18 protein-coding genes are annotated in these 21,748 nt (G+C 53.9%); 8 read left to right on the forward strand and 10 right to left on the reverse strand.

The window, feature by feature from the left end; translation table 11 throughout:
• Window positions 1-61: 61 nt before the first annotated feature.
• From Q2J34_RS08835 to Q2J34_RS08865, 7 genes are all read right to left on the reverse strand, one after another.
• Window positions 62-967 carry a hypothetical protein gene (locus Q2J34_RS08835; protein WP_298888385.1) on the reverse strand — a complete coding sequence of 302 codons (906 nt, stop codon included), beginning with the start codon at window positions 965-967 and terminating at the stop codon, window positions 62-64.
• A 13-nt stretch (window positions 968-980) separates the two neighbouring features.
• A complete protein-coding gene (locus Q2J34_RS08840) occupies window positions 981-1,892 on the reverse strand; it encodes a hypothetical protein (protein WP_298888388.1) in 912 nt (303 codons plus the stop codon).
• 307 nt (window positions 1,893-2,199) lie between these two features.
• Window positions 2,200-5,649 (reverse strand): type IX secretion system periplasmic lipoprotein PorW/SprE, encoded by a 3,450-nt coding sequence (gene porW / locus Q2J34_RS08845; protein ID WP_298887261.1) that lies wholly within the window; start codon window positions 5,647-5,649, stop codon window positions 2,200-2,202.
• Between the two features lie 96 nt (window positions 5,650-5,745).
• The gene (locus Q2J34_RS08850; RefSeq protein WP_298887258.1) at window positions 5,746-6,234 is read right to left on the reverse strand and encodes a hypothetical protein; all 489 of its coding nucleotides are present in this window, start codon (window positions 6,232-6,234) and stop codon (window positions 5,746-5,748) included.
• Window positions 6,235-6,253: 19 nt separating this feature from the next.
• Window positions 6,254-6,691, reverse strand: coding sequence for a ribose 5-phosphate isomerase B (gene rpiB, locus Q2J34_RS08855; protein ID WP_298887255.1), 438 nt, complete (start codon window positions 6,689-6,691; stop codon window positions 6,254-6,256).
• Window positions 6,692-6,717: 26 nt separating this feature from the next.
• The gene (locus tag Q2J34_RS08860) at window positions 6,718-7,272 is read right to left on the reverse strand and encodes a pyruvoyl-dependent arginine decarboxylase (protein ID WP_004331580.1); all 555 of its coding nucleotides are present in this window, start codon (window positions 7,270-7,272) and stop codon (window positions 6,718-6,720) included.
• A gap of 99 nt (window positions 7,273-7,371) precedes the next feature.
• Complete coding sequence (locus Q2J34_RS08865) at window positions 7,372-7,740, reverse strand: DUF488 domain-containing protein (RefSeq protein ID WP_298887252.1); 369 nt, start codon at window positions 7,738-7,740, stop codon at window positions 7,372-7,374.
• A 345-nt stretch (window positions 7,741-8,085) separates the two neighbouring features.
• On the opposite strand from Q2J34_RS08865, the gene Q2J34_RS08870 reads away from it, so the two are divergent.
• Together Q2J34_RS08870 and Q2J34_RS08875 are read left to right on the forward strand one after the other, a co-directional pair.
• On the forward strand, window positions 8,086-9,324 hold the full coding sequence (locus Q2J34_RS08870) for a DUF438 domain-containing protein (RefSeq protein WP_300970026.1): 1,239 nt from the start codon (window positions 8,086-8,088) through the stop codon (window positions 9,322-9,324).
• The gene (locus Q2J34_RS08875; RefSeq protein ID WP_298630554.1) at window positions 9,317-9,574 is read left to right on the forward strand and encodes a DUF1858 domain-containing protein; all 258 of its coding nucleotides are present in this window, start codon (window positions 9,317-9,319) and stop codon (window positions 9,572-9,574) included. The genes Q2J34_RS08870 and Q2J34_RS08875 overlap by 8 nt, the downstream gene beginning before the upstream one ends.
• 121 nt (window positions 9,575-9,695) lie before the next feature.
• Here Q2J34_RS08875 and Q2J34_RS08880 read toward each other — a convergent pair whose 3' ends face one another.
• From Q2J34_RS08880 to ruvB, 3 genes are read right to left on the reverse strand one after another with little or no spacing between them, the layout of a single operon-like run.
• Window positions 9,696-11,177 carry a bifunctional metallophosphatase/5'-nucleotidase gene (locus Q2J34_RS08880; RefSeq protein WP_298887246.1) on the reverse strand — a complete coding sequence of 494 codons (1,482 nt, stop codon included), beginning with the start codon at window positions 11,175-11,177 and terminating at the stop codon, window positions 9,696-9,698.
• Between the two features lie 18 nt (window positions 11,178-11,195).
• Entirely contained in the window at window positions 11,196-12,695 is a 1,500-nt protein-coding gene (gene xseA, locus Q2J34_RS08885; RefSeq protein ID WP_298887243.1) for an exodeoxyribonuclease VII large subunit, read from the reverse strand.
• A 24-nt stretch (window positions 12,696-12,719) separates the two neighbouring features.
• Complete coding sequence (gene ruvB, locus Q2J34_RS08890; protein WP_298887240.1) at window positions 12,720-13,766, reverse strand: Holliday junction branch migration DNA helicase RuvB; 1,047 nt, start codon at window positions 13,764-13,766, stop codon at window positions 12,720-12,722.
• A gap of 509 nt (window positions 13,767-14,275) precedes the next feature.
• Between ruvB and Q2J34_RS08895 the strand changes: the two genes are divergently transcribed.
• From Q2J34_RS08895 to Q2J34_RS08920, 6 genes are all read left to right on the forward strand, one after another.
• Entirely contained in the window at window positions 14,276-15,628 is a 1,353-nt protein-coding gene (locus Q2J34_RS08895) for an MATE family efflux transporter (RefSeq protein ID WP_298887237.1), read from the forward strand.
• A gap of 7 nt (window positions 15,629-15,635) precedes the next feature.
• Window positions 15,636-16,520: a 50S ribosomal protein L11 methyltransferase gene (gene prmA, locus Q2J34_RS08900; RefSeq protein ID WP_298887235.1), complete on the forward strand. Its 885-nt coding sequence runs from the start codon at window positions 15,636-15,638 to the stop codon at window positions 16,518-16,520.
• 212 nt (window positions 16,521-16,732) lie between these two features.
• Complete coding sequence (gene gyrB, locus Q2J34_RS08905; protein ID WP_298887230.1) at window positions 16,733-18,706, forward strand: DNA topoisomerase (ATP-hydrolyzing) subunit B; 1,974 nt, start codon at window positions 16,733-16,735, stop codon at window positions 18,704-18,706.
• Between the two features lie 9 nt (window positions 18,707-18,715).
• Window positions 18,716-19,561: a glycosyltransferase family 2 protein gene (locus Q2J34_RS08910; protein WP_298887227.1), complete on the forward strand. Its 846-nt coding sequence runs from the start codon at window positions 18,716-18,718 to the stop codon at window positions 19,559-19,561.
• A gap of 21 nt (window positions 19,562-19,582) precedes the next feature.
• Window positions 19,583-20,599 (forward strand): glycosyltransferase family 2 protein, encoded by a 1,017-nt coding sequence (locus Q2J34_RS08915; RefSeq protein ID WP_298887224.1) that lies wholly within the window; start codon window positions 19,583-19,585, stop codon window positions 20,597-20,599.
• A 21-nt stretch (window positions 20,600-20,620) separates the two neighbouring features.
• Window positions 20,621-21,730, forward strand: a complete 1,110-nt coding sequence (locus Q2J34_RS08920; RefSeq protein WP_298887221.1) for a glycosyltransferase — start codon at window positions 20,621-20,623, stop codon at window positions 21,728-21,730.
• The last annotated feature ends 18 nt before the right edge of the window (window positions 21,731-21,748 follow it).

Below are 21,748 nucleotides of genomic sequence, written 5' to 3' on the forward strand. Positions count from 1 at the left end.
TGAGTACTACCCACGATTCAGAGGAAACAGCGTACCTGATAGTGTATTAGTGAGTCGTCCTCTAGAAGCGGCCCACGATTCCTATCGAGTAGTCTCTTGTGTTAACCTTAGCCTGTGCCGACGGCATGGTACTGAGCAGGCTAACCTGTCCGAAGAGTCCGAAGAAGCCGTACCCTATCTCGCCACGCAGATCAAGTCCGAAGGGACGCACGTTGAGATCATTATCCACGAGCGTATTGACACGCTCATCGAGCGAGCGGGTGCGAGAGTTTTGCAGGCAGACGATCTTAGGAACGACCGCTAGCGAGCTCCACGCATTCGTCTCACCCCACGAGAGCGATAGACCTACGGGCATCTCAATAGTAAGGATACCTAGCTGCGTCCATGAGTAAACCATATCTGTCGACTCCTGCTTTAGGATAGTCAGTCCCTCATCGTCACGCTGCATAGCGTACTTCTTATCAAAGGCAAAGTTACGCGCCACGAGCGAGGTCCCTACGTTGAAAGCCCACGGACTACGCCCGATCTGAAGGATGCCATAAACACCAAATTCTCCACGAGTAGAGCCCCAGAAGCGCTGCTTGCCAACCCACTCAGGAGCGGTAAAAAGGTTCCAACCGAAGGAGGCTACAAAGTGATAAGAGACATCTCCCATGAGTGTCTTGTAGATGACGGGTCGTCCGTCTTGCTTATGGACCGTACTGACTCGGGAGCGATTCCAAGCAGATTGACGACCGCCTCTCGTCCATACCCTATCTATATAGAGTGGCACTTCTTTCTCCTGTCCCTTCGGGAGTCGGCTCGTCACCTCTATCTGAGTATCTTTCTCACCTCGCATCACATAGACCGTGCGGTCAGCTAGCTGGATCGTATCACACGATGTTCCTGTCTGCCCTGCAGCTCCTAGCGTAGAGAGCAGTAGGGTGACCAGTGCAAATAAGGGTAATGTATAAACTCTTGAGTACATAGTTACGATGCGATTAGAAGGTGATACTTAGTCCAGCTGTGAGGAGGCCCTTGTTGTTGTACCCGCTCATAGCGTCTTTGACGAGGAGTAGCGACTGAGGCGTATAGTGCACGTATAGTCCGATAGGCCTAAAGTCGATAAAAGCACCATAAGTCATCGACAAGGGCGGCGTAGCCTCTGTCATCGTACGCTCCTTGTGGCGATTGCCATACTGCTTGTGCATCACATACTCCTTGTACTTGATCTGCGGGATCACCTCGATACCGATGCGCATACGATTATTCATCATCGGGCGCATCCCCAGCGTGATTGGCAGCGATATGTATCGTGTCACCAGCTTGCTCTGACGTAGTCCTATCTCCTCATCGTAGTGGCTTTGGTTCAGTGCGTTGAGCTCCCTATTTGAAGTAAAGTAGTAGCCATCACGTAGGCTGTAGGAGCGCCCCTCCAGTGCAAAGTCAAAGCCGACGAAGTAACGCCCCTTGATATAGTACCTATACCCTATCGGAGCCACCATATAGTGGTTGAAGCAGGGGGTAGCAGCATGCGCGAAAGCATCTCCCAGCATCATCGTCGAGCCGAAGTAAAGCTTCGGGAAGAGCCGTATCGTACCCCAGCGAAAACTGTTGTCATCATAGACTCCGAATACACCACCCATGCCCGCAAGCACCTGACGTAGCTCACGATCTACCGAGAAAGCGTTCGTCTCCATACGGCGCACACGGTGCCGCTCGTTGTAGTCGACGAGTGTCACATCGGTCTGATCTTTACTAGACTCTATAATGACTTTGTAATCATCCCGCTCGATGATTGTGTCTGGAGCGAGGGTCGCCAAGGGGGTTGCCTCTAGCCAGTTAGTGGCACAGAGAAGAAGCAAACCTGCCAGCAATCCTCCTCGTAGCGAAGCACGTAAGTAATACTGCATAGGTAGTTGTGATATGAGTTGGTTAAACGATGTTTGTTACTCCGACAAAGTTAGAAAAATATTGCTAGCCGATGAAGAGTTCCTACCTTGGAAACTTTCTTTTCCTACCTTGGAAATTTTATTTTCCACCGTTGGAAACTTTTTGTTCCTCCCTTGGAACTGAAAAGTTCCAAGAGCAGAACTATTTTTGGAACTCGTATGTATAACGGGTTCAGCACGATACAAGAAGAGCTGTACCTCGTTGACGAAGTACAGCTCTAGCCTATTGTTAAGGTGTGACCTTACTGTGGTTGCACAGCAGGGGTGGTTAGCGACGCTGCTTCTGCTGCTCTTTTTGCTGCGCCTCTCGCTCTTTGAGCTTACGACGACGCTCCTCCTCGAGTGCCTTGAGACGCTTCTGACGCTCTTTCTCCTGCTGGCGTAGCTGCTCCTTGCGTGCTTTCTCCTGAGCACGACGCTCTGCCTCCACACGCTTGATCTGCTCCTGACGCAGTTGCTCCTGGCGGCGCTGCTCTTCACGGCGAGCCTTGAGCTCTGCATCGCGCTGGCGCTGACGCTCCTTGAGTTGCTCCTCACGCTCACGCTTCGCCTGACGCTCTTGCGCTTTGCGCTCGCGCTCCATCTGCTTTAAGTCTTCAGGAGTCACTTGTCGTGCCTTTTGGATCGTGGTGCGTTGATCCTGTACAGGCATCGTTTCCTCTGGCTTTTGCAGTAAGCTGTCCAGCTGCAGCTCCACCGCAGGCAGAGCGATCTGCGAGCGGTCTATCTCGAAGGTGATCGGCTTATCGACGGCGGGCAGTGCGGGCGAAGCAACCGTATCGGTCTTCACGGGCTTCTCAGCCTGCGAACCTGTGAGGAGGAGCCAGCGATCTAGGAGATAGTGCGCTGCGGGGTAAAGCTCGACCAAGCTATCAGCCACGAAGGTCATATAGTCGCCAATGCTCTTGGCGCCCGTGGCGACCTGACGGTAATTATCCTCCGTCATAACGAGGAGCAGTGCCGAACTGTCCAAAGCGGAGAGATAGCCCTCAGGACTATAAGCCCGAGTCACGTACTGCCATGCGACAGTAGCCGAGGGGAGGTCGCTGATGGTCAGGAGGGTCTCATGCTCCGAGGGTGCGAAGGCTACGGGGAGGATGTAGTCGGTGAACTGAGCGTAGTTGAAGCTCTCGACGGCGAAGCGCAGAGAGCGCTCCAGAGCGTCGCCTCGCTGTGGCACGATAAGCAGAGCCTGGTACTTGTCGCTACGCTTTCCAATGGTAAAAGGTTGCTCCGCCAATGTTCCCGCGACACTATCCTGCGAAGCAATGCGCAGATCCCAAGCCATGCCTTGGTAGCCACCCTGAGCGATGTGCGCTCCACGCAACAGACGCTGGAGCATCTCCTGAGCGAGTACGGCGACCTCCTCTTTAGGATAAGATGTGGTGAGCGACTCAAGCCCCTTTCTAAAGGCGGCTTCGTCACCCTGCAAGACATAGCTGAGCGCATTGACGAAGGCAAACTGCGGCAAGGTCTCGGAAAGCGGATAGGACTCCGCCGTCTCACGATACAGTCGCTGCACCTCTCGTGATCGGCCAGCTAAGTAGGCGTTGAAGGCTTGGTCGTAAAGTCTCTCATCAGCCCCGATGTTGGCGCGTAGCTTGGCTATGTAGTTAGGATCTTGTAGCGTGACGGCAAGTGGGTCTTCGGGCAGCTCAGCGAGTAACTTGCGTCGCCACGGCTCGGCGAGGTCTGCCCGCTCTAGTCGCTGATAGAGCATGTAGAGCGTGTAGTATATGGAGGCTCTGTCAGCGTACTCGGGATAGCGTCTGAGCAGGTCTTCGTAGCTCTTGACCGCCTCTTCGAAGCGCTCCATCTGCTCGTTGAAAGCTTTGCCCATACCGACCAGCGCCGTCTGGATAATCTCATCCGAAGCGGCAATCTGCTCGGGCGTGGTGGGGAGCTTGGAGAGGTAATACTCCCTCTGGAGGGGATCTTGGTCTGCGGGCAAACTATCGGTGGCAGAGGAGAGGCTATCTGTAGCATTGGCTACTGTGGATAGCGAGTCAGCGGGCTGTTCGCCAGGCTCACCCATCTGAGCCGTAGGGTCGCTCGCATCAAAGGAGATCTGCTTATTACGTCTCCGCCAGTCGTCCGCCAGTGGACGCTTGCCCCACTTGCGCTCGAAGAGGTCCTTACCCTGGGCCACCAGCGTAGGATTGTAGAAGTAGCTCTTGCCATTGCCACTACCCGCCATCGGGGGAGGCGTACCGAGACCGCCAGGACGACCGCCGCCAGGCATATTGATGTCGGCCTGCTGGTTGAGTGCCTCGTTTTGCCCCTGCTGCTCAGCGAGTAGCTCCTGCTTACGAGCCTCATCCTGCGCCTTCTTGTAGGCGGTGATGAGACTATCCGCATAGACCAGTCGCTCCGCTTCTGGGAGTGCTGCAACGCGGCGCAAGCTGTCCTGCTCGTAGACTTGCTGCGCAAAGGATACTAGCTGGTCTAGATCTGCCGAGAGCTTGGTCACAGCCTCGTAGCGTGGATGGCTTTTCTCAATAACACCCGCTGCGCCTGCGTACGCTTCCTGAGCCTTGAGGTAGTTGTTTTGCGCTAAGTAAATGTCGCCCAGATGAAGCTGACAGAGCATATAGTCGAAGCTGCGCTGCGTGCTCTGCTCCACGCCATGCGTAAAGGCAGTGACGGCATGTGTCGTGTCGGGCATCGCCAGGTAGAGGCGTCCCTGCGTGAGGTATATCTGGTCGACGAGCTCTTTGTTCTTATCTCTATGGGCCAAGCGCTCTAGACGCTGGATGACTCGCTGCGGATTGCCCTGCGCCTCGATCTCTAGGCGACGCATCGTGGCGGCAAACTCCAGCGGATAAGGTGGCGCCAGACGTATCACACGCCCGAAAGCTTGTGAGGCGTCGCTCCAGCGACCTTCATTGCTGTAAAGCTGCCCTAGGAGATAGTACAGTCTAGCTCGTTGAGCTTTGATCGGCTTGCGATCAATCGTCTGCTGCAGGTAAGAGATAGCTGAGAGCGTGTCGCCCTGCTTGAGTGCTAGCTCTGTCTCTGCTAGCGGATAGATCTTACTGCGACTCTTGTAGACGCCCTCTTCCGGTAGATTGTTCAGGATCTCGTCTGCTTCGCCTACCCAGCCTAGAGCAAGGTAGCAGCGAGCCTGCCAGATGCGCGCTTCGTCCCGCACCCTATCCTCCGTGCTGTAGAGCCTCGTCATATAGGAGAAGGTCGCCAGCGCCTCCATGAAGTGACCGCCGTAAAACTGCGCCTTCCCCACCATCATCCAGGCATTGTGCAGGAAGGGGTTGTACTCCATCTTGTTGTAGAAAGCCTTCTTCTTCGGATTGCGCAGGAGGTCTTCTCGCGAAATCTTCGGCTTCGTGCGGATTGAGTGCTCACGGATCGCCTTTTGTCCCTTTTCGATCGCTTTGCCTAGCGAACCGCCCACTTCTGTCTCCTCTGATGACTCCGCCCCGGCTGTGCGTGTGATAGGATCGGGTACCAGTAGCTCGGTGTAGCTCTCTGACAGGTCTTGGTAGAGAGACTTGTACCCCTCGTTAAAAGCTAACTGACCGTTGTGATAGACGTTGTAGCGTGTGGTCAGATTGTGGTAAAAGCGCGAAGCACTATCATTGCGCTTGGTACTACAGCCCACGGCACTGCCCAAGACGCACAGCAAAGCTACCACTACGCCTAGACAATGCTTAGTGCGCAGTGGTAGCTTACCACGATAAGATCTGTCTCTGTCTGTCACGCTTACAATTAAGTCTTAATCCTTGGGGGGCGTATCTATGCTACAATCCCCTACTCTCACAAACGTACCAGACCTTATATATATTGTACTATGCGCCTACCGTGTGACCAACTGCAAGATCTCAGGCGGGAGCAAGATGCCACGCATCGAGAGACTCTTGAGCCACCCCTTATAGTCGGTCTCGAGGAGCGTCTCGGCCACCTCGCGGAGCATCGCTAGCTCCGCATCGGTGTAGCTCTCTATAGGGCGGTGCGCCAAGACGTCCAGCTCCTCGTCGTCGTAGTAGACGATCCGAGGGGCGCGTCTTATCGCTTTCTCAGCCTCGGAGCAAGAGTCCGTACAGCTAGCACAAGCGGTCGCATCATCAGCACAGCGACTCGTTTCGGACTCGTCAGAGAGTGACTTTCTCAGTTCACGCTCCACCTCGCCGAGGGCAGAGCCTAGAGCTGACTCCTCAGTCGTCTGCGAGCTTTGCTGTGAAGCGTCGTTCGCGCCACGAGACTTCTGTCGCTCCGACCAGCGGACGAGCAGATGCACGATCAGTCCTATCGCTATGGATAGAAAAAAGATCTCTAGAGCCTCCATAGCTCAGCTTCAAAAGGCACTAGCAGGTGGGTAGCACCATCTTGTCGATACGCTCCTTGTGACGACCGCCCTCAAAGGGGGTGTCAAGGAACGCATGCAGACAGCGCTCAGCCTCCGCAGTCTCTATGAAGCGTGCCGGCATGACCAGCACATTAGCATCATTGTGCGCCCGGATGAGCTTAGCAATATCCTCGTTCCAAGCGAGCCCTGCACGGATGACGTTATACTTATTAAGCGTCATAGCCATGCCATTGCCCGTACCGCAGATAGCAATACCACGATCTACCGTACCCATCTGTACCGCAAAAGCAAGCTGATGCGCATAGTCTGGATAGTCACAGCGCTCCTCCGAATGAGTACCGTAGTCGACACACTCGATCTGCATGGCGGCGAGCCACTCTTTGACCTGCTCTTTGAGCTGATAGCCGGCGTGGTCTGAGCAAATACCTAGTTTCATAAGACTATTTCTCTATATCGTTTCGATTAATCCTCATCCTTCATAGGAGACTCAGGAAGCACGAAGTCTACGAAGCAAAGCCCTGCTAGTGCCGTACCGTAGCGCTTGGTCACCGTGATACCCTCCGTGATGAAGTTGAGCTCACCGAGGTAGTACTGACTGTATGTGTTCTGGTGCAGATCGTTGATGACACGTATCAGACGCGACTCTAGCTCCTCGATACGGTAGCGACCGCTCACCTCGCAGACGAGGCCACCAGCCTTCTCGTCGAAGTTCTCATCCTTGTACATCCAGGCGTAGACGACACCGGCGCTGACGAACTCATCTTGGATACCGTGCGAGACAGACATAATCGTCTTGAGCTCTGAGCCAAAAGGCGGCATATCCACCTCATCGGGCGATACAAGTCGAGCCGTAGCGGGTAGGACGGAGGAGTAGACCATTATATTATAGTCAGCGATGCCCGCATCGTAGAGTGCCATGTGGTAAGAGCCAGCATGCTTCTCAAGGTCAGACTCACCGCTTCCTTTTGTCGTAAAGAATGTATTGGGGATCAAGTTCCCGTAGTACTTGTTGCTCATCGTGATAGTTATTTATGAGTTAGGGAATATCTAATTTGCGTGGGCAAATATACGAAAGTAAGGGGACATAGCCAGAATTGGCGCATTACGTAGATTCAACTAAGGATGCATCTGTTCTGCCAACCATTCTTTCAAAACAACAGCATGATTACATTTCTCGTTTTTTGCGCCATACAGCAGGGTCACGTTATGATCTTGCAACTTCTGCACGCACAAATCTTTAAACTCCTGTGACGCTGAGTTCTCGGACAATTCCTGTCTGTATCTCTGTTTGAACTCATCATATCTTTCAGGAGTATGGGAAAACCATTTTCGAAGTCCATCTGATGGTGCGATCTCCTTAGCCCATAAATCAATTTTAGCTTTTTCCTTTTTCATTCCTCGTGGCCATAGTTTGTCCACAAGAACACGAAAACCATCTGCTTCAACTGGTGTTTGATAGATTCGCTTGTATCTCAATTCATTCATTATGTATTGTCGCCTTTAAGGTGAGAATTCATTCACTCGTGGTTGAAGGCAAATGTACGAATAAGTCATCATAATACGGTGCTATAATCGCACTCCATAGTGACTCTTGCATCTCCGCTGATTCCAATCTCCACCGATGAATTGCTTGATTTCCTTGATAGTAGCATTGACGCATTCATTCTAGATTGTGCACCACTCCCGCATTTGCTGATTGAATCTACGGGGAATATCTGTCCTATAATCTGACCAAAATATGTATATTTGCTGGCGATTGGTTAGCCCTAAGGGGGTGGCCAGCAAGTCTTGATTAGACTGATATAAATTCACTTTAAACAACCGTGAAATATGAGCGAATTCTTACATAACACTGCTGATGAGCGCAAGGCGATGCTCAAGGAGATACTCCTGCGCTTACATCAAGGAGAGCAGCCCGAAGCTCTAAAGCGGCAACTCTCCACACTCCTCCACGCTATCCCTTACCAAGAGGTCGTCGCTGTCGAGGAGGAGCTGATAGCTCAGGGACTACTATCGACAGATGAGATACAGCTCTTTTGCGACCACCACTCAGAGATCCTAGAGGGAGCTATAGATGTGAGTGGGGCTAAAGAGGTGCCGGCGGGGCATCCCATAGACACCTTTAGAGCTGAGAATGTAGCCCTAGGAGAAGTAATCTCCGAGTACTATGCTTTGGCAAAGGAGGTCAAAGAGGAGCACTGCGAGCGTCCTCTCTCAGAGCTCTTGCTAAGTCTGAGATCTATCTTCAACCGACTGATGGATGTAGACAAGCACTATCTGCGCAAGGAGTACCTCCTCTTCCCGTACTTAGAGCAGCATGGAGTGACTGGACCTCCTGTAGTCATGTGGGGCAAGCACGATGAGATTAGGAAGCTACTCAAGAGTGCCATAGCAGTACTCTCTGGGGAGACTTCAGATATGGCATCTCTGAGAGCTCACATCGTGGAGACCTTTGACCCCGCAGTGGAGATGCTGGACAGTATGATCACCAAAGAGGAGATGATCCTCTTCCCCATGACACTGGACCTACTGTCGAAGGCTGAGTGGTATCACATTTATCAGGAGACCCCTGAGTTTGGATACTGTCTATATGACCCACAGACTGTATGGAAACCAGACGTGGAGGCGGACAACCTGCACTTTCAGTACGAGAGCCATGATGCTATACGGCTGTCCACTGGTGCCTTTAGTGTAGCGGAGCTAGAGGCTCTACTCATCCACCTCCCGATAGACATCACCTTTGTGGACAAGGACGATAAGGTGCGCTTCTACTCTCACAGCCCCAAGCGTGTCTTCGCTCGCAATAGATCCATCATCGGTAGAGATGTGCGTATGTGTCATCCGCCCGAAAGTGTCCATGTCGTAGAGACTATCCTTGCGGACTTCAAGAGTGGTCGCCAGAGCTGTGCTAAGTTTTGGATTGGCAACTTCCGTGGGCGATTTATCTATATAGAGTACACGGCTGTGCGTGACCCCGAGGGTAACTATCTAGGGGTCGTCGAGTGCTCTCAGGATATTACTGAGCTACGGCAACTAGAAGGCTCTAGGACTCTTCTGAATTATGACTGATACGACACCTCTACTCATCACCCCTGAGACCAAAGTGGGGGCGATGCTGGACCGCTACCCAGAGCTCATCGATACGCTTGTATCGCTCTCGGATCGATATAGGAATCTGACTAATCCGATACTGCGCAAGACTGTAGCACCTCGTACTCCGCTCAGACTCGCAGCTCAGATGGGTGGTGTGGACTTAGCACTACTGGTTAACACGCTACGCCAAGCCGTCGGACAGCCACCGCTTGACTTGCCAAAGTAGGGCTTATGCGCATTCGTCTACTTTGGACGAAATCTAGAAAAAGGAGACTCAATCGCAACTCGAAGCGGTTGAGTCTCCTCTTGTTTTGCCAGTAAAGGCATGGGGGCTGATGAGTGTTTTCTCAGCGGGTCACGCGGATGTTGTAGCGACTCTTGTAGTCCACCTGGGGCATCTCGGGAAGTGACTTGAGGTACTGGACGATCACCTCGGCAGTCGTGATGCCTTGGTTCTTGTCAGGAGCCGAAGTATGATAGGTGTAGGCGGCCTGCACGTAAGAGCTCGTGGCTAGCGTGTAGAGTTTGTCTGGATCGATCGGTGTGTCGCTACCAGCGGGATAGACGGTGCAGTCGAGCAGTACGCCCGTGTCGTCAAGCTGGTAGTCCACCCGTAGCCCCGACGTGTGAGCTGGCGCATTGCTATCGGTCGTCCAGGCGTGGATGAAAAAGTCTTTGAGCTGTCGTCCCGTCATCGTGAGCACGGTCAGCTCATTGCCAAAGGGGTCTAGACGAAGGATGTCTTTGAGCGTAATATTGCCCTGTGGCAATTCACCGATGCGTACGCCACCTGGGTTTTGCATCGCAAAGTCCGCATGGCTATACCAGCGCTGCGCATCGGCAAAGATAGCGCCCAGCGTGTATTTGTCTTGGATCGGGTGCGGATTAGTCGTCACCACTTCGGCAAAAAGCGGATTAGCATTGTAGCCCTCCACCATGCGCTGCATCTTCTCATTGACCCCACCAGCGTGCGGGTCGGCTGGGAGGAGCATCTCTTGGTGTGAGAGCACCTGCCCACCTCTATGTCGTATCAATGCGAGGGAGATGTGGTGCGCCTTGTAGCCAGACTGCACGATGGGAACGGACGAGTGCAGATTGTTCGGGTGATCAATGAGCGTATGCGAGTGTCCGCCCACGATGAGATCTAGGTAGGGAGCCACCCTCGCCAGTATCGTATCCTCCTGCACGCCAATATGCGTCACAGCTATCTGCAGATCCGAGCAACCCGCCAAGTAGCGGTAGTTCTTAATCTCCTCGAGTGGCTGGGTGAAAGCTACGCCCCGTACATTCTTCGGGTGCGAATCGGGAATGCCCAACTCGCCCAGCTGAAGTAGCCCCACGACAGAGACCCGCGTGCCGTCAGGCATCGTGAAGATCTTGTAGGGCTTCAGGGCAATGCCATAGGAGGGCGAGGGAAAGACATTGGCCGAGAGGAAGGGGAACTTCGCACGATGCGAAATGTCGCCCAGTCCGTGCTGCCCCAGGTCAAACTCATGATTTCCCAAAGCCGAAGCGTCAAAGTGCATCTCATTCATCAGCTCGATGATCGGTAGCCCCTTCGGCTGGAAGTTGTCATTGATCGGGTTGCCCGTCTGTAAGTCTCCCGCAGCTAGCAGGAGCAGGTTGGGATAGATCGCCCGCATACTATCGACCATAAAGGCGATGCGGGGCAACTGATCGATGTTGGCATGGATATCATTGAGTCCTACGACAGCAAGCGTCGACACGCCACTCGGTTGTGCCTGCTGCTTGGCACGGCAAGCCGACAGGCTCCCCACGAGGAGCAGAAGTAATGCACCGTAAAGTGTATAATTAAAGGTCTTTCTCATGATCTGAAAAATGCTTTGTTATAGTTCTTTCAACTGACTTAGCGTAGCCGAGAGCGTACCCTCAGCTAGGCGAAGCTCTATGTCGTCGCCCTCACGAAGCTGCGAGGGGCTTTTGACCAGGTCGCCCTTGTGGTGCACGATAGCGTAGCCACGCTGCAGGACCGTCTGCGGGTCCATCGCTCGGATGATCTGCGCTAGATGCTCTATCTGCGTGCGCTGTGTGGTCGTAATCTTGCGCTGCTCCTGCAGGCTCTGCTGTCTAGCTTGCCACTCGTTGAGCTGAGCCGTGAGGTAACTCGCATAGCGATGCCTAAAGAGACTCAAGAGCGTATCCCACTCGTGCCGATAGCTCTTCGGCAGATAACGCGCAGCGCCAGCCAAGCGCTCTCGTTGTGACTCCAGTAGCATATGCTGATTGTGCAGTAGCGTACGAGGAGAGACGGAGAGTTGCTCGCGTAACAATAGCATCTGGCGCTCCTCACGGTGTAGCTGCTCTAGCGTCGTCTGGCGGAGTAGCTGAGCCAAGCGTTCCAGCCCCGTCTGCGCCGTCTGTCTCGCCTCCAGCCAAGATCGCTCCAGTCGCTGATGCGCCTCCTCGAGGAGCGTGTACTCTGCGCACCAAGCATCGATCACAGCGGTAGCCACTGCCGTAGGGGTTTTGAAGGCTCTGTGCGAAACTAAGTCCACGACGCTCTCGTCCCGATCGTGCCCAATGCCGCTCCACACAGGGAGGGAAAACTCCGCCACCGCACGAGCTACTCCGAAGTCATCGAAGGTGCCCAAATCAGCCGTAGCTCCCCCGCCTCGTATGATGACCACAAGGTCAAAGAGCATCTCGTGCTGGCGCACCCTTTCGAGTGCTGCAACGATAGACTGCGGCGCACTTTTGCCCTGCATCGTGGCTCGAAAGAGCGCTTTCTCTATAAAAGGAGCCACCGCACTCTCCTCCAGATGTCTCGTGAAGTCTTGGTAACCAGCAGCCGTCGGCGAGGAGATGATAGCGATGCGTCGCAAAGGTCTCGGCATCGGGTGCTGCTTGTTGCGCTCCATCAGCCCCATACGCTCTAGGAGCTGGAGCGTCTCACGTCGCTGTCGTGCCACCTCGCCCAGTGTGTAGCTCGGATCGATGTCCTGTATGTCTAGTTGCAGCCCATAGCGTGGATCATACTTGAGCTCCACGAGTGCCAATATCTTGATCCCGTCCGTGAGCGGCTGCCCCGTCACCTGCTGGAAGTGCTGAGCGATCTGATTGTAGCGGCTAGACCAGATCACAGCCGAAATCTGCGCCGATAGCTCTCCCCCACCCAACTCTGGGTGCAGCGGGTCCGACGTCTTATCTATTAGGTTAAAGTAGCAATGCCCCCGCTGGCTGCGTCCACGGTAGCCACTCACCTCACCCGTCACGTAGTAGAGCCGATTGTAATAACGATCAATGCAGCGCTGCAACGAGCTCAGTAGCTCGGTCAGCGTGTACCGCTTGGCTACTAACTCTGAGGCTTGCATCTCTAGTGAAGACATGGCGCAGGGGGAAAAGGCTTTTAGTTAGTCAAAGAGCGATACCTCTGGAGGCAAATCCTGTCGATAGGTACGCCCCAAGTGAGCATACGCCAAGCGTGTTGCCTGCCGTCCTGTACGGGTACGCTGTATGAAGCCCTCCTGAATGAGAAACGGCTCATACACATCCTCGATCGTACCAGGGTCCTCGCCCATCGCCGTGGCTATGGTGGTTAGCCCGACGGGTCCTCCGTCAAACTTGTCGATGATGGTCTTCAGCAGCTTGTGATCCGTATGATCCAGTCCATGCTTATCTATGTGCAGCGCTTCGAGTGCCACCGTCGTAATATTGCTATCGATCACCCCGTTGCCCTTGACCTGTGCAAAGTCTCGCACCCGCTTCAGGAGCGCATTGGCGATACGAGGCGTGCCACGACTACGCAGCGCGATACCCCGAGCGGCCTCCTCCTCGCACGGCACCTCTAGTATGCGAGCTGAGCGCAGTACGATGTCCGTGAGCGTATCCACGTCGTAGTACTCTAGATGTAGGTTGATGCCAAAGCGGTCCCGCAGCGGAGCCGTCAGCAGACCGCTACGCGTGGTCGCCCCCACTAGTGTAAAGGGGTTGAGGTCTATCTGTATGGAGCGCGCTCCTGGCCCTTTGTCGATCATCAGATCAATCCGAAAGTCCTCCATAGCCGAGTAGAGATACTCCTCCACAGTATGGCTCAAGCGATGGATCTCATCGATAAAAAGCACGTCACGAGGCTCTAACGAAGTGAGCAATCCCGCTAAGTCTCCCGCCTTCTCCAAGACAGGCCCCGAAGTAATCTTCATGCCGACCCCTAGCTCGTGCGAGATGATGTGCGAGAGGGTCGTCTTGCCCAGTCCTGGAGGACCATAGAGGAGGACGTGGTCGAGTGCTTCGTCACGGCGACGAGCCGCCTCGACGAAGACCTTCAGATTGTCCACAACATGTCCCTGACCTCGGAAACTGTCGAAGTAGGAGGGGCGCAACTGCTCCTCCTGCTGCAGGTCAGACAAACTCTGCGGGGGCGTACGCTCCTCGCGTATATCAAATGGATCTCCGTTCATACGTCAGCAAAGTTAGCGAAAAAGCTCATAGCCCCACCCCCTCCGCCCTGCCATAAGAAGAAAAGTCTAACAAAGGAGCAACTCTTTCCAGGAACTACTCCCAAGTAGCCACGTGGAGAATGTGAAGTCCCCACGTGGGCGAGAGAAGACTCCTCCGAAGGTTGATTCGAATCTTCCGAAGTTTTATTCCTTTCTATCGCGGTATGAATACTCGACTTCGACCAATCTATAGTTTCCTTCGTATGAAACTTTTGTGCCACGCGGTATGAAACTTTTGTTTCACCCAAGTGGTACTGATAGTTAGCTCATTTCTGCAGGGGAACCTACTTGAGCCTCCCAAAACCTTCTACCGGACAGCAATAATCTCCTTTCACGTGGAGATTACCTTTTATTATGAGGAAGGGATTATGAGGAAGAGAGGCTCGTGCTGCCCCCTTTTTTGATACCTTTGCACCGAGTTTGTAAATGGGATAGTCGCTCTAGACGACACCCCTCACAAGAAGGCAGACGTGACCCAAACAGATACTATCAACTTCACTCAAGGACCGATCCGTAAGCAGTTGCTGCGACTGGCGGCTCCGATCGTCGCCACCTCGTTTGTCCAGATGGCGTACAACTTCACCGACATGGCGTGGCTCGGACGTCTCGGCAGTCGTGAGGTGGCCGCCGTCGGCGTCATCGGGGTGCTCCTATGGATTGCCACCTCGATCGCTCAGCTCACCAAGATCAGTGCCGAGGTATGCGTCTCGCAGAGCCTCGGAGCGCGCGATAAACCTTTGGCGATCAAATTCGCCCGCCACTGTACCACCTGGGCGCTCATCGTCGGGACTCTCCTGGCACTCGTCTACCTATTCTTTGGCTCTCCCATCGTGGGCGTCTACAATCTAGAGACAGATGTGCACCAGATGGCACTGAACTACCTGCGCATCGTGTTGATTGGCTTGCCAGGCTACTTCCTGACGCTCGCCATGAGTGGCATTTACAATGCGCATGGACGGAGCATGACCCCATTCAAGATCAATTCGCTGGGGTTACTCTTCAACATGATCCTCGACCCGCTACTCATCTTCGTCTGTCATCTAGGAGTCATCGGAGCAGCCCTCGCCACACTCCTCTCTCAGCTGGCCGTCTGCTCTATCCTCTACTATCGCATGCAGCACCGAGACAAGATACTTGACGGGAGCTCTATCGTGACCAAGCTCGCGGGAGAGCAGAGCCGACGCATCTTCGCTATCGGCGTACCGGTGGTGCTGCTCAACTCTCTCTTTGCGCTGATCAGCATATTTATGGGTCGCTTAGCCTCTGAGCAGGGTGGTGCTATCGGTGTGGCGGTCATGACGACGGGCGGACAGCTAGAGGGCGTGACGTGGAATGCGTGCCAAGGCTTTTGCACTGCCCTAGCGACCTTCGTGGGGCACAACTATGCGGCACGTCAGTTTGACCGAGTATGGCGTGGCTACAAGACGACGATCCTCATGACGCTATCGATAGGTCTCTTCGGGACGCTACTCTTCCTCTTCCTGGGCGAAGCCTTTTTTGCGCTGATTGTGCCAGATCCTGAGACCTATATTGAGGGCGGACGATACCTTTACATCGCCAGCTTCTCCCAGCTCTTTATCATGGCGGAGATTACGACGCAGGGGCTATTTTACGGTGTAGGACGAAGCAAAACGCCAGCCATAATCAGCATCGTGGGCAATCTGCTACGCATACCGCTAGCACTCCTACTGATCTACCTAGGATGGGGACTACCTGCCGTCTGGTGGGCTATCTCCCTCTCATCGATCGGCAAGGGTATCACCGCCATCATCGTACTACTCATCAAGAGAAACAAACTAACCCCAACGAGCTTAGCCGCTTAATAACGCTATGTACCACCACTACACCTTTACTACAGAGCAACTCGGAGAGACGGAATGGGCGATGCCTCTACTCGCTCAGACGTTAGCCGACTGGGGCTTCGAAAGCTTTCAGGAGGAGCCAGGCAAGGGGCTGCTTAACGCCTACATATCCGATGACGCTTGGCAGGAGAGCCACGACGTTGCCACACAACTTGCCACGGATGCGGGCGTCTTGACACTATATAATATAGAGTGGCACTATCGCCAGTCAGTAGCCTCCTCAGGTGACTGGCTAGCAGCGTGGCGCAGTACGACCTTTGAGCCGATATCTCTACGGGGGCGCATGCTGGTCACCACGCCTGAGCTGGCACCAAGCTCACAAACGCATGAACTACAACTGCTCATCGAGGCGTACAATTCGTTTGGCTCGGGCGAGCACCACACGACACGGATGATCCTGGAGCATCTACTCGATTACGATGTGACAGGCGCTCAGGTGATCGACATGGGGTGCGGTACGGGCATCCTCGGCATAGCAGCTCTGCTACTCGGTGCTGGCTCGCTCGTAGCGATAGACATCTCGTCTGAGTGCGTGACCAATACGCTACACAACCTCCAGCTCAACGGCTTCGCATCCTCGGAGCGGATCAGCGTACTGCATGGTGACGCTGCGCAACTCTCCGCCTACCCCAGCAAGGCGGATCTGCTCTTTGCCAATATACACCGCAACATCATCCTAGAGGATCTGCCCCACTACGTAGCGGCTGTACTATCAGGCGGCGAGGTCTGGCTCAGTGGCTTCCTCCTCTCCGACCGCACGGCTATCTACCAAGCCTTAGAGGCTGTGAAACTAGCGGTCGTTGATGAAGCTACCTCCGAGGAGTGGCTCTTCGTGCGTAGCCGCAAAGGGTGACGAGATGCTCTCGTCGAACTTTCCTCTTTGAGAGTGCCTTACAGACACTGTAAAATGAGACAAAAACAGTGCCGGTAAAAAGTTTTAGCGTAAAGAATGAGAGTTTATACTCGCATTTTCTGTATCTTTGTGCTATTCAAGACATATAGTGGGATGAGAAGCTGGTTCATCAGATAGCCCTTTTCACTACCACTGACGATAAGTCAATTACAATGAGCGAACAAGAGAAAGACATAATGACTACACCTCAGGATAAAGGTGCTTACTCAGCCAGTAGCATACAGGTACTCGAAGGACTAGAGGCGGTGCGCAAGCGTCCCGCCATGTATATCGGAGACATCAGCGAGAAGGGACTCCACCACCTTGTCTACGAGGTGGTCGACAACTCTATCGATGAGGCTCTGGCAGGTTACTGTACCGAGGTACTGGTGGAGATCCTACCAGACAACTCAATCCAAGTGACCGACAATGGTCGTGGTATCCCTGTCGATATGCACGCCAAGGAGGGCAAGAGTGCCCTCGAGGTGGTCATGACGGTACTGCACGCTGGTGGTAAGTTTGACAAAGGTTCTTACAAGGTGTCAGGAGGTCTCCACGGTGTGGGTGTCTCCTGCGTTAATGCGCTCTCCGAGTCACTCATTGCCGAGGTACATCGTGACGGTAAGATCTATCGTCAGGAGTACAGCCGTGGTAAGCCTCTGACGGGCGTTGAGGTGGTTGGTAAAGCCGATGATACAGGTACGCGTATCACCTTCAAGCCTGACGACACGATCTTTCGTGAGACAGTATATAGTAGTGACACGCTCTCACACCGTCTGCGTGAGCTATCCTATCTAAATGCGGGTCTGCACCTTAAGCTCATTGACCACAGAGTGCACGATGAGGAGGGACAGACTAAGTCTTGGGTCTTCTACTCGGAGAATGGACTGAGCGAGTTCGTTCGCTACGTAGATGGTGCTAAGGAGTCGCTCATCCATGACGTCATCCATCATACGACAGAGAAGCAGGGCGTACCCGTCGAGGTGGCGCTGACCTACAACACTTCTTATCAGGAGAACGTCTACACCTACGTCAATGACATTCACACCATCGAGGGCGGTACGCACTTGACAGGCTTCCGCCGTGGACTGACCCGCACGCTCAAGAAGTATGCGACCGACTCGCACCTCCTCGACAAAATCAAGGAGGAGATCTCGGGCGATGACTTCCGTGAGGGCTTGACCGCTATCGTCAGTGTCAAGGTCGCTGAGCCACAATTTGAGGGACAGACGAAGACGAAGCTCGGAAACAGCGAGATCGTTGGTGTCGTCGATGCAGCCGTCAGCGAGGCTCTAGAGATCTACCTCGAGGAGCACCCCACAGAGGCTAAGCTCATCGTTGACAAGGTCATCCTAGCAGCCCAAGCACGTCACGCAGCACGCCGAGCTCGTGAGTTGGTACAGCGTAAGTCGCCCCTCACAGGCGGTGGGCTACCTGGCAAGCTCGCTGACTGCTCGAGTAAAGATCCTAGCGAATGCGAGCTATTCATCGTGGAGGGAGACTCCGCAGGTGGTACTGCCAAGCAGGGACGCGACAGCAAGTATCAGGCGATCCTCCCCTTGCGTGGTAAGATCCTCAACGTGGAGAAGGCTATGCAGCACCGCATCCTAGACAATGCGGAGATCAAGAACATCTACACAGCCCTTGGCGTGACGGTCGGCACAGAGGAAGACTCCAAGGCGCTCAACCTCTCCAAGCTTCGCTACCACAAGATCATCATCATGACCGATGCCGATGTCGATGGTGCGCACATTGCGACGCTGATCCTCACCTTCTTCTTCCGCAATATGCGTCCGCTCATTGAGAACGGCTACGTCTACATTGCCAATCCACCCCTCTACCTCTGCAAGAAAGACCGCATCGAAGAGTACTGCTGGACAGACGAGCAGAAGGCTGACTTCGTCACTAAGTATGGTCAGGGACAGGAGAACCGCATCAAGATACAGCGATACAAAGGTCTCGGTGAGATGAACGACGTACAGCTCTGGGACACGACGATGAATCCGCAGACGCGTACCCTACGCCAGGTGACCATAGACAACCTCGCGAGCGCCGACTCGGTCTTCTCCATGCTCATGAGCGAAGATGTCGAGCCACGACGCGAGTTCATCGAGGAGAACGCTACCTACGCCAACATTGACGCCTAGCACCTAGCTATGAAGACCAAGCGTGTCGCAGCCCTGACCATGGTGCGCAATGATGACTTCTATCTGCGCAAGTGGACAGCCTACTACGGCCGAGAGCTCGGTGAGGAGCATCTCTACATCTATCTAGATGGCAAGGATCAGCCCCTACCCGATTGGTGTCCTCAAGCTACGGTCGTGGCGGTAGATAAGATCCAGGGGCAGGTAGTCTCTGCCGAAAAGGAGCGACTAGCCTTCCTCTCTGAGCGTGCTAAGGAGCTACTCACCACAGGAGGCTACGATCTCGTCATCGGAGTCGATGCCGACGAGATACTCGTCGTCGACCCGCTCGTTGGGATGGGACTCAAGGAGTACCTAAGCCAGCGTCCTATAGGTGTCAGTGTCTCGGGACTGGGCGTCGATGTGGGGCAGCATCTTGAGCAGGAGGGAGACATTCGAGAGGATCTGCCCTTCCTCCAGCAGCGTCACTATGCGCGACTATCGACACGATACACCAAGCCATGCGTCATCGCACAGCCAGTCATCTGGGGATCAGGCTTTCATCGCATCAAGGGACACAACTTTACCATCGATCCGCAGCTCTACCTCTTTCACTTTGGCTACTTCGACATGAAGCGTATCGAGGCGCGCTTTGCCGATCCAGACCGACGAGAGGCTGGCTGGACCAAGCATATCGCCAAGCGGTCGAAGACCATCCAGCAGGTGACCAACCATAAGGCTCGTCCGTGGGACTCCACCGCACGCCTAGCTCGCACACTCCAGACCTATATACGTCCTCCCTATGCGTGGAATAAGCCCGCCATGCTGGGGCTCTGTCTCATCGTCGAAATCCCTGAGCGCTTTCGCAATATCGTCTGACCCCCTACCTAGCCATCTCTTATGCCTAAGATCTCCGTCATCATCCCTATATATAATGTAGAGAAGTACCTGCGACGCTGTCTAGACAGTGTCGTGGCGCAGACCTTCACCGACTGGGAGGCTATCTGTGTCAATGATGGGAGCCCTGACAATAGTGCGCAGATCTTAGCCGAGTACGCTGAGAGAGACTCGCGCTTTAAGATTGTGAATAAAGAGAATGGCGGACTTTCAGACGCTCGCAACGCCGGCATGGCCGTTGCTAAGGGCACTTTCGTCAACTTCCTGGATTCAGACGATCTGATCCATCCACAGACCTTTGAGATCGCCTACGCTTTGATCCAGCAAGAGGATGCCGATATCGTCTCTTGGTACAAAGACCCACTCTTTCGTCCTCGCCTCCTCGTGCGTCATGCGCTAGGCTTTGACATTGATAAGACGATGCCTCGTGGTCTCAAGAGACGCTTCACGCTAGACAAGGTGAAGTATCACACGACCGATGATGTCTTCGCTCACGTCACGGAGTACAGCCATACGAAGATCGAGAACCCGATCAAGCACTTCTACGTCTGGCGTCACTTGCTTCGTAGGAGCCTCGTGGAGGATGTCCCCTTTCTCAAAGGAGTGATCTTCGAAGACTTCCCCTGGTGGAGTGAGGTGATCCTCAAGAATCCCCGAACGGTCATCACCGATCTGCCCTTTTACTACTACTTCCCCAACATCGGATCGATAGACCGTTCCTCTAGTCGGACTAAGAAGGTCAAGAACTGGATCAAAGGCTTGGAGCACACCTATCAGCTCTATGAGCAGCGAGCTACGCCCTACCAGAAGGAGCATTGGCAGCGTGAGTGTATGTGGGCTATGATCAATAATCGTATCGCCTACAAGTTAGAGCAACGCATCACCGACCCTACTGATCGTCAGGAGCTGGCTCGAGATCTGGATAAGCTGAACAAGCTGGGGGTCTTTGACCATCCCTTTACGATCGAAGGTGTCAAAGCTCATCAGCGCATCCTGCGCTTTATCGATCAATATCAGTAGTCCCCTAGTCGCACCAAAGAGATGAACATAGCTTTCTTCAATTGGTATGCGATCGATCTGCTCTTTAGTGGCATCGAGAAGGTCTCTCATCGTGTAGCCACAGCTCTGGAGCAGCGAGGACATCATCTCTGCTACGTATGTGTGGATAGCTGGGGTAAGACCGCTCTCAAGCAAAACACCCTCATACTCCCCAATCCCTCTAAGATCAATTCGGAGGAAAACCGCATCGCCCTCAGCAACTTCCTGCGCTCCCACGACGTCTCCATCTTAGTCTCACACTCTGCTTATAGTCGTAGACTAGCAGTTATGCTCCGCGAGGCGACCGATGAGGCAGGAGCCAAGCTCGTACAGGTACTACACACTACCCCCGACTCGTATCACTACCGATACTGGAGCCACAAAGTGGTCAACTGGGTCGTCAGAGCCTTTATGAATCGCAAGTGGGGCAACTCTTGGCAAAAGATCTACGATCTCTCCGATGCTTTTGTTGTGCTGTGCCAGCCTAGTGCTGACTTCATCGCACAGATTGCTCACATCAAGGACACCTCGAAGTTTGCCGTCATACACAACGCCAATACGTATCTCCCTACGGAGCTAGCCCCTGCCTATGACAAGGAGCCTATCGTACTCTACGTGGGTCGTCTCGTCAAGGGCAAAGGTATCGAGCACATCCCCGCCATCTGGCGACAAGTCTCAGCAGCGCATCCCGACTGGCGACTGGTCGTACTCGGCGATGGCCCCTATCGTGCTACGCTAGAGCAGGCACAGTTAGAGCACTGTGACATCTTAGGCACGCAAGAGCCTAAGCCATACTACGAGCAGGCTGCTATCTCTATCTTAACCAGTGACGCTGAGGGGTGGTCGATGGTTCTCACCGAGGCCATGCAGCACGGGGTCGTACCCGTCGCTTTTGACTCCTTTCTAGCCACGGGGGTAGTCCTAGACGAGGGGCGTGCTGGCGTGCTGGTGCCTCCATTTGACCTTAACCTCTTTGCTCAGGAGGTCTCCTCGCTGATAGCTGATAGCGATAGACGCAGAGCTATGGCAGCACACGCTAGAGAGTATGTGCAGACCTTTGATATAGACCATATTATTACAGACTGGGAGAGACTCTTTGAGAGATTGTCATAATCCGTAGAGCTAGGAACA

Source organism: Porphyromonas vaginalis (genome assembly GCF_958301595.1).
GTDB lineage: Bacteria > Bacteroidota > Bacteroidia > Bacteroidales > Porphyromonadaceae > Porphyromonas > Porphyromonas vaginalis.

Coding starts and splice junctions, on each gene's coding strand:
- Q2J34_RS08920 (WP_298887221.1), top strand. CDS start 20,621: ATGAACATAGCTTTCTTCAATTGGTATGCGATCGATCTGCTCTTTAGT.
- Q2J34_RS08865 (WP_298887252.1), bottom strand. CDS start 7,740: ATGAATGAATTGAGATACAAGCGAATCTATCAAACACCAGTTGAAGCA.
- Q2J34_RS08860 (WP_004331580.1), bottom strand. CDS start 7,272: ATGAGCAACAAGTACTACGGGAACTTGATCCCCAATACATTCTTTACG.
- gyrB (WP_298887230.1), top strand. CDS start 16,733: ATGAGCGAACAAGAGAAAGACATAATGACTACACCTCAGGATAAAGGT.
- Q2J34_RS08915 (WP_298887224.1), top strand. CDS start 19,583: ATGCCTAAGATCTCCGTCATCATCCCTATATATAATGTAGAGAAGTAC.
- Q2J34_RS08850 (WP_298887258.1), bottom strand. CDS start 6,234: ATGGAGGCTCTAGAGATCTTTTTTCTATCCATAGCGATAGGACTGATC.
- Q2J34_RS08910 (WP_298887227.1), top strand. CDS start 18,716: ATGAAGACCAAGCGTGTCGCAGCCCTGACCATGGTGCGCAATGATGAC.
- xseA (WP_298887243.1), bottom strand. CDS start 12,695: ATGTCTTCACTAGAGATGCAAGCCTCAGAGTTAGTAGCCAAGCGGTAC.
- ruvB (WP_298887240.1), bottom strand. CDS start 13,766: ATGAACGGAGATCCATTTGATATACGCGAGGAGCGTACGCCCCCGCAG.
- Q2J34_RS08835 (WP_298888385.1), bottom strand. CDS start 967: ATGTACTCAAGAGTTTATACATTACCCTTATTTGCACTGGTCACCCTA.
- Q2J34_RS08880 (WP_298887246.1), bottom strand. CDS start 11,177: ATGAGAAAGACCTTTAATTATACACTTTACGGTGCATTACTTCTGCTC.
- Q2J34_RS08840 (WP_298888388.1), bottom strand. CDS start 1,892: ATGCAGTATTACTTACGTGCTTCGCTACGAGGAGGATTGCTGGCAGGT.
- rpiB (WP_298887255.1), bottom strand. CDS start 6,691: ATGAAACTAGGTATTTGCTCAGACCACGCCGGCTATCAGCTCAAAGAG.
- prmA (WP_298887235.1), top strand. CDS start 15,636: ATGTACCACCACTACACCTTTACTACAGAGCAACTCGGAGAGACGGAA.
- Q2J34_RS08870 (WP_300970026.1), top strand. CDS start 8,086: ATGAGCGAATTCTTACATAACACTGCTGATGAGCGCAAGGCGATGCTC.
- Q2J34_RS08875 (WP_298630554.1), top strand. CDS start 9,317: ATGACTGATACGACACCTCTACTCATCACCCCTGAGACCAAAGTGGGG.